At 66.3% G+C, this 12598-nt stretch carries 13 protein-coding genes; 8 read left to right on the forward strand and 5 right to left on the reverse strand.

The window, feature by feature from the left end; translation table 11 throughout:
• The first annotated feature begins 92 nt into the window (after positions 1-92).
• Together rnd and GRI40_RS04025 are read left to right on the forward strand one after the other, a co-directional pair.
• Positions 93-1289, forward strand: a complete 1197-nt coding sequence (gene rnd / locus GRI40_RS04020) for a ribonuclease D (RefSeq protein ID WP_160610153.1) — start codon at positions 93-95, stop codon at positions 1287-1289.
• Positions 1286-2182 (forward strand): LysR substrate-binding domain-containing protein, encoded by an 897-nt coding sequence (locus GRI40_RS04025; RefSeq protein WP_160610154.1) that lies wholly within the window; start codon positions 1286-1288, stop codon positions 2180-2182. The genes rnd and GRI40_RS04025 overlap by 4 nt, the downstream gene beginning before the upstream one ends.
• Before the next feature lie 31 nt (positions 2183-2213).
• Here the strand turns inward: GRI40_RS04025 and pgsA are convergent, their stop codons facing one another.
• Positions 2214-2819 (reverse strand): CDP-diacylglycerol--glycerol-3-phosphate 3-phosphatidyltransferase, encoded by a 606-nt coding sequence (gene pgsA / locus GRI40_RS04030; protein ID WP_160610155.1) that lies wholly within the window; start codon positions 2817-2819, stop codon positions 2214-2216.
• 109 nt (positions 2820-2928) lie between these two features.
• On the opposite strand from pgsA, the gene GRI40_RS04035 reads away from it, so the two are divergent.
• Positions 2929-4236: an MFS transporter gene (locus tag GRI40_RS04035; RefSeq protein ID WP_160610156.1), complete on the forward strand. Its 1308-nt coding sequence runs from the start codon at positions 2929-2931 to the stop codon at positions 4234-4236.
• Here GRI40_RS04035 and GRI40_RS04040 read toward each other — a convergent pair.
• The 3 genes from GRI40_RS04040 to GRI40_RS04050 form a co-directional block, all read right to left on the reverse strand.
• On the reverse strand, positions 4233-4421 hold the full coding sequence (locus tag GRI40_RS04040) for a hypothetical protein (RefSeq protein WP_160610157.1): 189 nt from the start codon (positions 4419-4421) through the stop codon (positions 4233-4235). The two genes, GRI40_RS04035 and GRI40_RS04040, sit on opposite strands and share 4 nt — an antisense overlap.
• A gap of 165 nt (positions 4422-4586) precedes the next feature.
• Positions 4587-4757 carry a CsbD family protein gene (locus tag GRI40_RS04045; protein WP_160610158.1) on the reverse strand — a complete coding sequence of 57 codons (171 nt, stop codon included), beginning with the start codon at positions 4755-4757 and terminating at the stop codon, positions 4587-4589.
• Positions 4758-4837: 80 nt separating this feature from the next.
• Complete coding sequence (locus tag GRI40_RS04050) at positions 4838-5230, reverse strand: EVE domain-containing protein (protein WP_160610159.1); 393 nt, start codon at positions 5228-5230, stop codon at positions 4838-4840.
• Between the two features lie 130 nt (positions 5231-5360).
• Between GRI40_RS04050 and GRI40_RS04055 the strand changes: the two genes are divergently transcribed.
• From GRI40_RS04055 to GRI40_RS04075, 5 genes are read left to right on the forward strand one after another with little or no spacing between them, the layout of a single operon-like run.
• Positions 5361-7031: a putative bifunctional diguanylate cyclase/phosphodiesterase gene (locus GRI40_RS04055; RefSeq protein ID WP_160610160.1), complete on the forward strand. Its 1671-nt coding sequence runs from the start codon at positions 5361-5363 to the stop codon at positions 7029-7031.
• Between the two features lie 47 nt (positions 7032-7078).
• Positions 7079-7891 carry a diaminopimelate epimerase gene (gene dapF / locus GRI40_RS04060; RefSeq protein WP_160610161.1) on the forward strand — a complete coding sequence of 271 codons (813 nt, stop codon included), beginning with the start codon at positions 7079-7081 and terminating at the stop codon, positions 7889-7891.
• Between the two features lie 2 nt (positions 7892-7893).
• A complete protein-coding gene (locus GRI40_RS04065; protein ID WP_237489081.1) occupies positions 7894-9060 on the forward strand; it encodes a MiaB/RimO family radical SAM methylthiotransferase in 1167 nt (388 codons plus the stop codon).
• Positions 9057-9980, forward strand: coding sequence for a signal recognition particle-docking protein FtsY (gene ftsY / locus GRI40_RS04070; RefSeq protein ID WP_160610163.1), 924 nt, complete (start codon positions 9057-9059; stop codon positions 9978-9980). Before GRI40_RS04065 ends, ftsY begins: the two co-directional genes overlap by 4 nt.
• Positions 9980-10624, forward strand: a complete 645-nt coding sequence (locus tag GRI40_RS04075) for an inner membrane-spanning protein YciB (protein ID WP_160610164.1) — start codon at positions 9980-9982, stop codon at positions 10622-10624. Before ftsY ends, GRI40_RS04075 begins: the two co-directional genes overlap by 1 nt.
• 9 nt (positions 10625-10633) lie before the next feature.
• Here GRI40_RS04075 and GRI40_RS04080 read toward each other — a convergent pair whose 3' ends face one another.
• Positions 10634-12544: a potassium transporter Kup gene (locus GRI40_RS04080; protein ID WP_160610165.1), complete on the reverse strand. Its 1911-nt coding sequence runs from the start codon at positions 12542-12544 to the stop codon at positions 10634-10636.
• Between the last annotated feature and the right edge of the window lie 54 nt (positions 12545-12598).

Here is a 12598-nt window from a genome sequence, read left to right on the forward strand (position 1 = left end):
AACGACGCGGGCTAACAGGGGAACGACCCGGCTTTGTCAAGCTGCGGCGCGATCCCGTGGGCGGTACTCCGCCCGGGACAAGAAAAGAACCGATGAAGATACACGATCTGATCACCACCACCCAGGCGCTGGCCGACCTTTGCGCCCGCCTCGCGAAATCCGATTTCGTCGCGGTGGATACCGAATTCATGCGCGAGAACACGTACTGGCCGGAACTGTGCCTGGTACAGATCGCGGACGCCAACGAAGCCGCCGCGATCGACCCGATGGCCGACGGCATCGACCTTGCCCCCCTGCTCGACCTGTTGTGCGAGAACGAGGATGTGCTGAAGGTCTTCCACGCCGGGGGCCAGGACGTCGAGATCGTCTATAACCTCACGGGCAAGACCCCGCATCCGATCTTCGACACCCAGATCGCGATGATGGCGATCAGCCAGTCCGAACAGATCGGCTACAGCAACCTGGTCGAAAGCTGGCTGGGCTTCGCGGTCGACAAGGGGGCGCGCTTTACCGACTGGAGCCGCCGACCGCTGACCGATCGGCAGATCGAATATGCCATCGGCGACGTCACGCACCTGGCGCAGATCTTCCCGCGCATCCTGAAGAAGCTGTTCAAGACAGGCCGCGGCGCCTGGCTCGACGCCGAAATGGAGAAGCTCGCCGACCCGGCGAACTACGCCAACGACGCCGGGAGCGCGTGGGAACGCATTCGCCCGCCCAGCCGCAACGCCGCCGTGCTCGGCCGCCTCAAGGCGCTGGCCGCCTGGCGCGAGGCTGAGGCGCAGCACAAGAACATCCCGCGCGGCCGCATCATGCGCGACGAGACGCTGGCCGACCTCGCCAGCCATCCGCCCAAGGCGCAGGCCGACCTCGTCAAGGTGCGGGGCCTGAGCGCCGCGTGGCGCGACAACGATATCGGCAAGCGCCTGATGAAGGCGATCGAAAAGGCCGAGCCCCTTTCCGCCGACGAGATGCCCGACAAGCCGAAGCGCGGCGCGCCCTTGGGCAAGGAAGGCGTGCTGGTGGCGGACCTCCTCAAGCTGCTCCTCAAGATCCGCAGCCGCGAGATCGACGTCGCCGCGCGCCTGCTTACCCGCAGCGACGAGATGGAGGCGCTGGCCGCCGGGGTGCGCGACCTGCCGATCCTCAAGGGATGGCGCTACGAAGTGTTCGGCAAGGACGCGCTCGACCTGGTGGAAGGCAAGCTCGGGTTCGGGGTCGAGAAGGGCCGCCTGGTCATGACCCGGATCGAATTGCCCGCGGCCGGGGATGAACTGGCCGCGGAGTGAGCACTTACCTTCCCACCATCAAGCAGCTGCAGTACCTGGTTGCGCTGCACGAGCATGGCCATTTCGGCCGTGCCGCCGACGCGAGCTTCGTTTCGCAGTCCACGCTGTCGGCCGGAATCCGCGAACTGGAATCGCTGCTCGGCGTCACCCTGGTGGAGCGCAGCCGGCGCGTAGTGCGCTTCACGCCGCTGGGGGAACAGGTCGTCGCGAAGGCACACCGCCTTCTGCGTGAGGCGGAGGAACTGAGCGATCTGGTCCAGGCGAGCGGAAAACCGCTGAGCGGTGAGCTGCGCATGAGCGTGATCCCCACCATCGCCCCGTTCATGCTCCCCCGCATCCTGCCGCGCCTGCGCCGGGAACGGCCCGCGCTCAAGCTGTTCCTGCGCGAGGAAACCACCGGCGACGCGCTGGAAAGCCTGAGCCACGGCCGGGCGGACTGCGTGCTGATGGCGCTTCCCTATGCCACCGGCGATGTCGATACGGCGCACATCACCGACGATCGCCTGTTCGTCGCCTTTCCCCGGGACGAACCCCGCGATCCACCGGCGGAAATCCCGGCCTCGATGATCGACGAAGGACGCCTGCTCCTGCTGGAGGACGGGCATTGCCTGCGCGACCATGCGCTTGCCGCGTGCAACCGCCCTGAACTGCGCGCCTCGGCGACGATGATCGGGACGTCGCTCCACACCCTGGTGCAGATGGTGGACAATGGGCTGGGCATGACGATGCTGCCCGAAATGGCGATCGAGGCCGGCATCCTGCACGAAACCGAAGTCGTTGCCCGCCCGCTCAAGGGCAAGGCCCCCAGCCGGGAAATCGCCCTGGTCTGGCGGAAGAACTCCCCCCGCAGCGAAGAATTCAGGCTGCTGGCCGAAGAGCTGAAGGCCGGTTGAAGGGCTTGACCCGCACGGCCCCGCCCAGCGGTCAATCCATGTGTTTGAGGCCGACGCGCAGGTAGTCCCAGCCCGTCACCAGGGTGAGCGCGGCGGCGGCCCACAGGCTGACGAGCCCGACCACGTGAATCCACTGGTCCGCCAGCGGGCCGCAATCGCTGCGCACTTCGCACGGCGCGCCGTGGACAGCGCCCCCCAGTATCAGCGCGCCGAGGCTGACGAGCTGGAACGTCGTCTTCCACTTGGCGAGCTTCGACACCGGGACCGAAACCTGCAGCGGCCCCAGGAATTCGCGCAAGCCCGAAACCGCGATTTCGCGGACAAGGATGATGAGCCCGGCGATCACGTGCAGATCGCCCACATATGGCCCGCGCATATATCCCTGGGCCGCCAGCACCAGGATCACGGCCGCGACCATGATCTTGTCCGCGATGGGATCGAGGAACACGCCGAGCTTGCTCACCGTCCCCTGCGCGCGGGCGAGGTACCCGTCGACATAATCGGTGAAAGCGATCACGCAGTAGAGCACGAAGCCCACGCCATACCCGAAACGCCAGTTGGGCCACCACAAGAGGAAGGCCAGCAACGGGACCGCGAAGATGCGGCTCAGCGTCAGCAGGTTGGGCAGTGACTGCATCGCCCCGCCCTAGCGCAGCCCGCGCCCCGGCAAAAGCGCCCTTAGCGCTTGTCCCCAGCGCGGCAGCCGCTAGAGCCCGCGGCGGACGCGGCAACCATTTCGGGATCGCATGACTGTCACCACCCACATGTTGCGCCGCCGGCGGTTCCTGCCGCTATTCGTTACCCAGCTTCTCGGCGCCTTCAACGACAACCTCTACAAGACCGCGATGGTCCTGTTCGTGGTGTACAGCGTCTACAACTCCGAAAGCGCCGAAGGCACGTTCAGCGCGGTCGCGAGCGCGGTGTTCATCCTGCCGTTCTTCCTGCTCTCGGCCCTCGCGGGGCAGCTTGCCGACATGCGCGACAAGGCCCGCATCATCCGCATCGTGAAGGCGGCGGAAATCGCGATCATGCTCGTGGGGGCGGCAGGTCTCCTGCTGGCATGGCAGGGCCTGCTGATCCAGGCCGCGGCGATCCCGCTGATGATGCTCGCGCTGTTCGCGATGGGCGTGCATTCCACCTTCTTCGGCCCGATCAAGTACGCGATCCTGCCGCAACACCTCCACGAACGCGAAGTGCTCGCCGGGACCGGTCTGGTGGAGGCGGGCACGTACATCGCCATCCTCTTCGGCACGATCCTGGCCGGCTGGATCGCCGTGGAAGCCGCGGCCGCCCTCGTCGTGCTGACCGCCCTCGCCGGATTTCTCGTGTCCCGCCATGTCCCGCCGGCCCCTGCGCAGGGTGCCGTTGAGCCGCTCGATTTCCATATCGTCCGCAGTTCGATCAACCTGGTGCGCAATACCGCCCATGACAGGCGCGTGTTCCTCGCCATCATGGCGATCAGCTTCTTCTGGACGATCGGTGCCGTCCTGTTCATCCAGTTTCCGCCGCTGGCGAAGAACGTGCTGACGGCCAGCAAGGAAGTTGCCAGCCTGTTCCTGGTCATCTTCTCGATCGGGGTCGCGATCGGTTCCGTTTCGGTGAACGCGCTGCTCAAGGGCACCGTTTCAGCGCGATATTCGCCGATGGCCGTCATCGCGATGGGGGTATTCGTCCTCGCGTTCTATTTCGTGTGCCGGACCTGGGTGGCAGAGGCGGACGGGACATTGCTCACCGTCGGCGAATTCATCGCGCATCCGGGCGCCATCCCTCTCCTCGTCAGCCTTCTCGGCATCGCGGTGGCGGGGGGCATGTTCGTGGTTCCGCTCTACGCGTTCCTCACGACCTTCGTGCCCAAGACGCAGACCGCGCGCACGATCGCCGCGAACAACATCGTGAATTCCGGGGCCATGGTGGTCGGATCGCTGATCGCGACGGGCCTGAGCGCCGCGGGCCTCGAGATCGTGCATCATCTCCTGCTCACCGCGGCGATGTGCCTGATCTCCGCCTGGCTCGGGCTGCTGCTCCTGCGCGCGGAGCGCGCCGCCGCGCTCTAGACGATCAGGACGGCGACCGCGGCAAGGCTTGCGAAATAGGCACTCGCAAATCCGCGCACGTCGTCGCGCGTGATGGCCCAGGACACCGGATCGGGAACCGGCGGGCTCTTGCGAACATGGGGCGGAAGGCCGGCGCGGAAGGGGTGGCGGGCCGATTCATCGGTGAGAACGAGTGAGCGTCGCATAGCGATGGTGTTAACACTTTGGAAACCATTCCGCTCCTCGCCAATGACGCGCTGTCGCGCGGCGGGACATTAAGCCTGTTCGTTCATCAGGCGACCGGCGCTCACACGAAGAAAAAGGGCCGCTCCTTTCGGAGCGGCCCTTCGAATGGCATTGGCTGAACGCGGTTAGACTTTGTCGCCGAACGCGCCCTTCACCTTGCCCTTGAGGTTCTGCGCTTCGCCCTTGCGTTCCTGCGCCGCGCCTTCGGCGCGCGTTTCCGGATCGCCGGACATCTGCTTGGCATTGCCCGCGATTTCATTGCCGAGGCCCTTGGCCTTGTCGGTGAATTCACCCATGGATTGTCTCCTCTCGGGATGGCTGCGGCAACCCGCCGCTGCTTCATTCGACCAACGGGCGGGCACCGCCCGCGTTCCCGTCACTCCCCCGCCAGATCGAGGATCGCGGCCCACTCGTCCGGGGTCAATTCGGCGACGGAGAGCCGCGACTGGCGGATGAGTTCGCTTTCCTTCAGGCGCGGGTCCTGCTTTATGGCGGCGAGGCTGACGGGGCGGCTGACGCGTTGCACCGGCTTTACCTTGACGGACGTCCAGCGCCCCGTGTCGTCGCTGGGATCGGGAAACCCCGGCACGCTGATCTCGACGATGCCGACCACTTCCTTGCCGATATTGGAATGGTAGAAGAACGCCCGGTCGCCAACCTTCATCGCGGCAAGATTGTTGCGTGCGCGATAATTGCGGACGCCGTCCCAGGTCCCCTCGCCCTCGGACACCAGATCGTCCCAGCTATAGGCATCCGGTTCCGATTTCATCAGCCAGTATCGCGGCACGCTATCACTCTCCTTCGACCGGGGCGCCGCGGGTGCACGCACCCTTAACGCAATGTTCAATCCCTTAGGGAATAGGTGGCCTCGCGCAACATGGGGGATCGGTTGCACGGGCATGCGGGCGAAAGACGACAAGGGACAGGAAAGCCCGCCGCCCAAAATGGGCGCGGCGGAACGCGATCTTGTCGCGCTCGGCATTGCTGCGGCGGCCATCATCCTCTTCGTCGGGACGGGCGGCATGGTCCTGCCGCAAGTCCTCCAGTCCTGGATGGGCATCGGCGCGGCGCCCGATCCCGTGCTCGTGAACGCCCTGCTTCTCAACATCGCGCTCGTGATCTTCGGATGGCGCCGCTACGCCGAGCTGACCGGCGAGATTGCTGAACGGCGCAAGGCGGAACAGCTTGCCCGCGAACTGTCCGAACGCGATCCGCTGACGGGCAGCCTCAATCGCCGCAGCATCGGCCCCGCCACCGATACGCTGCTGGCGGCGGCCAGGGCCGATGGTCGCGCGGCCGCATTCGTCATGGTCGATCTCGACAACTTCAAGATGATCAACGACCTCAACGGGCACACCGCCGGTGACGCCCTGCTGCGTGCGATCGCCGACCGGATACGCGCGCTGATGCCGAAGGACGGCCTGCTCGCCCGGCTTGGCGGGGACGAATTCGCCTGCGTCGTCCCGTTCGACCCGCGCACGCCCGAACGGGTCGATCACTTCGCCGGGCTGCTGATCGAACGGGTGGCCCAGCCCGTATCGCACGGCGGGATCGATATCGAAGTCACGATCTCCGTCGGCATTTCCGCCAACCTGGGGGCGCATGACGATCCGGCCGCGGTCGACGCCGAGACGCTGACGCACCGTGCCGACATCGCGATGTATCACGCGAAGAAGCAGGGCAAGAACTGCTTCTTCTGGTTCGAAGAACCGATGGAGCGGGCACTGCGCTTCCGCGGCGAGCTGGAAAACGGCATCCGCCGCGGCGTCGCGCGCGGCGAGTTCGTGCCGTTCTACGAACAGCAGGTGGACCTTGCCACCGGCCAGCTGACCGGGTTCGAAATGCTGGCGCGCTGGCATTCGCCGACATTGGGCTCGATCAGCCCCGAAGTGTTCATTCCCGTGGCCGAGGAGATCGGCATGATCGGGGAACTGAGCGAGCGGCTGATCGACCAGGCCCTGCAGGATGCACGGGAGTGGTCGCCCACCCTGTCCCTGTCGGTCAACATCTCGCCCATCCAGCTGCGCGATCCGTGGTTTTCGCAGAAACTGCTCAAGCTGCTGGTGAAGCACAATTTCCCGCCGCATCGGCTGGACGTGGAGATCACCGAAAGCTGCCTGCACGAGAATATCGGAGTGGTCCGCTCGATCATCACCAGCCTCAAGAACCAGGGCGTGACCATCAGCCTCGACGATTTCGGCACGGGATTCTCCAGCCTGTCTCAGCTTCGCTCGCTCCCGTTCGACCGGCTGAAGATCGATCGCAGCTTCGTGTCCGAACTCGCCGGCAGCGACGACAGCGACAAGATGGTGCGCGCCATCGTCTCGCTGGGCGATGGGCTCGATCTGCCGATCACGGCCGAAGGCATCGAAAATCCCGTCATTCTCGAAAGCCTGCGCCGCATGGGCGAGCTCAAAGGCCAGGGCTACTTCTACGGACGGCCCGAAGACGCCGCCGCCGTCCGCGCGCGTCTGGCGGAGGCGGGCCTGCTGGCCCACGCAGTGGCGCCCGCGGATGACGCGGCCGATTTGACGGAGCACTCCGCCCGCGTGAACCGCAAGGCGAGCTGACGCGAAAACTGGACGCGGCGCCCGGCCTTGCATAGAGCCCGCCGCCTATGCGGGTTCCTTTCGTCAAGATGCACGGGCTCGGCAACGATTTCGTCGTGCTCGACGGGCGCGCGGAATCCTTGCCGCCCATCGGCGCGGCCACCGCGCGGGCGCTTGCCGACCGGCGGACGGGGATCGGCTGCGACCAGTTGATCCTGCTCGAGGCGGCCGATACTGCGGACTTCCGGATGCGGATCTTCAACGCCGACGGCGGCGAGGTGGAAGCGTGCGGCAACGCCAGCCGCGCGGTCGCCCTCCTCCATGGCGCGGCGGCGCGGGTCGAGACTGCGGGCGGCACGATCACGGTCGCCCCGTCGGGAAGCGGCGCCCGGGTCGACATGGGCGTTCCGGTGTTCGGCTGGTCGGATATCCCGCTGGCCTACGCGATGGATACCGCCGCGATGCCGGTGGCGTGGGAGGGCCTCGCATCCCCGATGGCGCTGCGCATCGGCAACCCGCACGTGGTCTTCTTCGTCGACGATCTGGACCAGGTTCCCCTGGAGCGGCTGGGCCCCGAGATCGAGAACGATCCGCTGTTTCCCGAACGGATCAACGTCATGGTCGGCCAGGTGACGGGCCCCGCCGAGATAGTGCTGAGGGTGTGGGAGCGGGGCGCGGGCCTTACGCGCGCGTGCGGCACGGGCGCCTGCGCCACGGCGGTCGCAGCGATGCGAAAGGGCCTGGTCGAAGGGCGGGAGGCGACGGTCTTCCTCCCCGGCGGTCCGCTGCATATCGAATGGGGCGAAGACGGGCGCATCGGGATGACCGGCCCTGCCGAAGAAAGTTTTCGCGGCAGCTTCGACTGGGGCAAGTTCGCGTGACCATGGAGGTCATATCCCTCGGTTGCCGGCTCAACCTGTCGGAAGGCGAACGCATCCGTGCCGTGCTCGCCGAAGCGCGCGACACGGTGGTCGTCAATTCCTGCGCCGTCACCGCCGAGGCGGTGCGCCACACCCGCCAGGCGATCCGGCGCGCCCGCCGCGCCAGGCCGGATGCGCGCCTGCTGGTCACCGGATGCGCGGCCGAAGTCGAACGCGCGATGCTGGCCGCGATGCCGGAAGTGGATGGCATCGTCAGCAATGCGGCCAAGCTCGATCCGCGCGCGTGGAACGCACCGGTCGCGCCGCGCCCGGCAGAACGGGCACACACCCGCGCCTTTGTTGCCGTCCAGAACGGCTGCGACCACGCGTGCACGTTCTGCATCATACCCCAGGGGCGGGGCCCGGCGCGATCGCTGCCAATCTCCGGAGCACTGCGCGAAGTCGAGACGGTGATCGCCGCGGGCGTGCGCGAAGTGGTGCTGACCGGGGTGGACCTGACGAGCTGGGGCCACGACCTGCCGGGCCGGCCGCGCCTGGGCGATCTGGTCAGCGCGATTCTCTGCGCTTTCCCCGAACTGCCGCGGCTGCGGCTGTCCTCGGTCGACGTGGTGGAGATCGACCCGTTGCTGGAGGATCTGATCGGTGGCGAGGCACGCGTGATGCCGCATCTCCACCTGTCGCTGCAGCACGGCAGCGACCTCATCCTGAAGCGCATGAAGCGCCGCCACCTGCGCGCGGATGCCATGGCGCTGGCCACCCGGCTGAAGGCGCGCCGTCCGGATATTGCCCTGGGCGCAGACCTGATCGCGGGGTTCCCCACGGAAACCGCGGCGCACCACGCTGAGAACCTGTCGATCGTGCGCGATCTCGGTATCGTTCACGGCCATGTCTTTCCCTATTCGCCGCGGCCTGGCACCCCCGCCGCCCGTATGCCGCAGGTCGATCCGCTCACGATCCGCAGGCGGGCGTCGGAACTGCGCGCGGCGGTCCGCGATACGCGCGCGAACTGGCTGCGCACCCAATTGGGCCAGCCGGCGGCCGTGTTGTGCGAAGCTGACGGTACGGGCCATGCGCCCAATTTCGCACGGGTGCGCCTGCCCGCGAACACGCGGCGCGGCGACATCGTGACAATGATCCCTGACCGCATCGAGGAAGGCCTGCTCGCATGAGCGAACCCACGTGGACGGAGCGCGTGTTCGGCGGCTTCCGCAAGACTTCCGAACGGCTCAGCCAGAACCTGGGCGGCGTGGTCGGCACGACCCGGCTGGACGAAGCGACGCTCGACGATGTCGAGGATGCCCTGATCGTGTCGGACCTCGGCCCGGCCGCCGCCCGGCGCATTCGCGATCGATTGTCCGAGAAACGCTTCGGCCTCGACGTCACCGAAACGCAGCTGAAGGAGGCGGTGGCGGAGGAAATCGCCGCGATCCTGCGGCCCGTGGCGGTGCCCCTGGAAATCATCGCCTTCCCCCGGCCCCAGGTCATCCTGGTCATCGGGGTGAACGGCAGCGGCAAGACGACCACGATCGCCAAGCTTGCCCACTGGTTGCAGGAAGACGATTACGGCGTGATGCTGGCCGCGGGCGACACGTTCCGCGCGGCGGCGATCGGCCAGCTCGCCACCTGGGCCGAACGCATCGGCGTACCCATCGTTCGCGGGCCCGAAGGGGGCGATCCGGCCTCCATCGTGTTCGATGCAGTCAAGGACGCGACTGCGCGCGGGATCGACGCGCTGATCGTGGACACCGCCGGACGCCTGCAGAACAAGCGCGAGCTGATGGACGAACTCGCCAAGATCCGCCGCGTGCTGGGACGCCTCAATCCCGAAGCGCCGCACAACGTCATCCTGGTGCTGGATGCGACGAACGGCCAGAACGCGCTCAGCCAGATCGAGACATTCCGCGATGTCGCGGGCGTCACGGGCCTGGTCATGACCAAGCTCGACGGAACCGCGCGCGGCGGCGTCCTGGTCGCCGCGGCGGAACAGTTCGGCCTGCCGATACATGCGATCGGCGTCGGCGAGAAGATGGACGATCTCCGCCCGTTCGATGCGGATCTCGTCGCGCGTGTCATTGCAGGAGTGGCGTGATGGCCGATGATGCTGCCCGAAAGCCGTCAGGCTGGTTGAACGTGGCGGTCGATTATGGCCCCATCATCGTATTCTTGCTGGTCTACAAATGGATCGCGCCGGGGGACGATTCGCCGGGATCGCAGATCGTCGCCGTCGTCCAGAGCACGCTGGCGTTCATCGTCGCCGCGCTGGTCGCGCTCGCCGTGTCGAAATGGAAGCTGGGGCGGGTATCGCCCATGCTGTGGCTTTCGACCGCCCTCATCGTGGGGTTCGGCGCGCTGACCATCTGGCTGCGCGACGAACGCTTCATCCAGTTGAAGCCGACGGTGATCTACGTGCTGTTCGCGGTCGCGCTGATCGGCGGCTGGATGCGCGGCAAGGCGCTGCTGAAGACGCTGCTGGGCACCGCGTTCGAAGGCCTCGATCAGGCCGGTTGGCTGAAGCTCAGCCGCAACTGGGGGCTGTTCTTCCTCGTCCTGGCCGGCCTCAACGAAGTGCTGCGCGCGCAGCTCAGCTTCGAAAACTGGCTGTGGGCGAAACTCTGGGTTTTCATGCCGCTGAGCTTCCTGTTCACCTTCACCCAGATCCCCATGCTGCTGAAGCACGGGCTGGCCAGCGAAGGCCTGCAGGAAGAAGAAACGACCCCGCCGCCGACCGGCTGATACGCGCGGTCAGATTTCCAGCTGGCTGCCCAGTTCCACGACCCGGTTGGTGGGCAGGCGGAAGAATTCCATCGCCGTCGCCGAATTGCGCAGCATCCAGCTGAACAGCTTTTCCCGCCACTTCGCCATGCCCGGCCGCTTGCTGGTGATCAGCGTCTGCCGGCTGAGGAAGAAGCTGGTGTGCATCATGTCGAACATGCCGCCGCATTCGTCCATCATGGCAAGCGCTGCGGGAACGTCGGTTTCGTCCATGAAGCCATAGTGCAGCTTCACCCGGAACAGGCCGTCGCTGACGGCATGGATTTCGTAACGGTCCGCCTGGTCGACATACGGGACGTCCGCGATCTCGACCGTCAGGATCACCACGCGTTCGTGCAGCACCTTGTTGTGCTTGATGTTGTGCAGCAGCGCGCTGGGCACGCCGTTCGCGGTCGAGGCCATGAAGATCGCCGTCCCGGGAACGCGGGTCGCGGAATTCTTCGCGCTCTTGGCAAAGATCGCGATCGGCAGGGCGACCTCGCTCATCCGTTCGCGCATCAGCCTGCGTCCGCGGGCCCAGGTGGTCAGCAGCGTGAAGGCCACCGCCCCCACCACCAGCGGGAACCAGCCACCGTCAGGCACCTTGTAGAGGTTCGCGCCGAAGAACGATCCGTCGACGAAGAAGAACACCGCCACGACCGGGATCGTCATCCACAGCTTCCACCGCCAGACCATCATGAACAGCACGGCCATCAGGCAGGTGTCGATCAGCATCGCGCCCGTCACGGCGATGCCATATGCCGCCGCCAAGTTCGACGAATTGCGGAACGTCAGCACCAGCAGGATGACCGCGATCATCAGCACCCAGTTCACGAACGGGATGTAGACCTGGCCGTGCTCCGTCTCGCTGGTGTGCAGGATCGACAGGCGCGGCACGAAGCCGAGCTGGATCGCCTGCTGCGTGACCGAAAAGGCGCCCGAGATCACCGCCTGGCTGGCGATCACCGTCGCCGCGGTCGCCAGCAGCACGAGCGGCAGGCGGAACGTCTCGCTTGCCATCAGGAAGAACGGGTTCTGCACCGCGTCCGCAGCCGCCGATGCCTCCAGGCTGAGGATCATCGCGGCCTGGCCAAAATAGTTGAGGACCAGGCACGGCATGACGAACCCGAACCACCCCATCCGCAGCGGGCCGCGCCCGAAATGCCCCATGTCGGTATAGAGCGCCTCGGCCCCCGTCACCGCGAGCACGACGGATCCCAGCGCGAGGAACCCCAGCAGCTTGTCGGTCATGAAGAACTGCACCGCGTACCACGGGTTGAGCGCGGCGAGCACGCCGGGATAATCCGCGATGTGGATGATGCCGAGCACGCCGACGGTCGAGAAATAGACCAGCATGATCGGCGCAAACAGCTTGCCGATGCTCGCCGTACCGCGCTTCTGGAGCAGGAACAGCGGGATCAGCAGCGCCAGCGCGATCGGGATGACGAACGGCGCCAGGCGCGCCTCCACCGTCGTCAGGCCCTCGACCGCGGACAGCACCGACACCGCGGGCGTGATCATGCTGTCGCCATAGAACAGCGCGGTCGCGAACACGCCCAGCATGATCGCGATCCACCCGCGATTGGTGCCGGAAATCTTCTGCGATATCAGGGCCACCAGGGCCAGCGTGCCGCCCTGCCCCTTGTTGTCGGCGTGCATCAGGATCGCGACGTACTGCAGCGACACGATGATCGTGATCGCCCAGAAGATCAGGCTGACCACGCCCATGATGTGCAGGGTGTCGAGCGTCAGCGGGTGATGCCCGACGAACGTTTCGCGAAAGGCGTAGATCGGGCTCGTCCCGATGTCGCCGAACACGATGCCGATGGCACCGACTGCGAGCTTGACCTTGGCGCTTACCGGTTTCTCACCGGCCGCACCTTCCGCGAACGCCTGACTCATCGAGTCGCCACCTGTGCCGTGAAGGCCGCGGCCATTAGCACCGCCCATTTCGGT

It is taken from the genome of Tsuneonella aeria (genome assembly GCF_009827495.1).
Taxonomy (GTDB): Bacteria; Pseudomonadota; Alphaproteobacteria; order Sphingomonadales; family Sphingomonadaceae; genus Tsuneonella; species Tsuneonella aeria.

Coding starts and splice junctions, on each gene's coding strand:
- rnd (WP_160610153.1), top strand. CDS start 93: ATGAAGATACACGATCTGATCACCACCACCCAGGCGCTGGCCGACCTT.
- pgsA (WP_160610155.1), bottom strand. CDS start 2,819: ATGCAGTCACTGCCCAACCTGCTGACGCTGAGCCGCATCTTCGCGGTC.
- GRI40_RS04035 (WP_160610156.1), top strand. CDS start 2,929: ATGACTGTCACCACCCACATGTTGCGCCGCCGGCGGTTCCTGCCGCTA.
- GRI40_RS04040 (WP_160610157.1), bottom strand. CDS start 4,421: ATGCGACGCTCACTCGTTCTCACCGATGAATCGGCCCGCCACCCCTTC.
- GRI40_RS04045 (WP_160610158.1), bottom strand. CDS start 4,757: ATGGGTGAATTCACCGACAAGGCCAAGGGCCTCGGCAATGAAATCGCG.
- GRI40_RS04050 (WP_160610159.1), bottom strand. CDS start 5,230: ATGAAATCGGAACCGGATGCCTATAGCTGGGACGATCTGGTGTCCGAG.
- GRI40_RS04055 (WP_160610160.1), top strand. CDS start 5,361: ATGCGGGCGAAAGACGACAAGGGACAGGAAAGCCCGCCGCCCAAAATG.
- dapF (WP_160610161.1), top strand. CDS start 7,079: ATGCGGGTTCCTTTCGTCAAGATGCACGGGCTCGGCAACGATTTCGTC.
- GRI40_RS04065 (WP_237489081.1), top strand. CDS start 7,894: ATGGAGGTCATATCCCTCGGTTGCCGGCTCAACCTGTCGGAAGGCGAA.
- ftsY (WP_160610163.1), top strand. CDS start 9,057: ATGAGCGAACCCACGTGGACGGAGCGCGTGTTCGGCGGCTTCCGCAAG.
- GRI40_RS04075 (WP_160610164.1), top strand. CDS start 9,980: ATGGCCGATGATGCTGCCCGAAAGCCGTCAGGCTGGTTGAACGTGGCG.
- GRI40_RS04080 (WP_160610165.1), bottom strand. CDS start 12,544: ATGAGTCAGGCGTTCGCGGAAGGTGCGGCCGGTGAGAAACCGGTAAGC.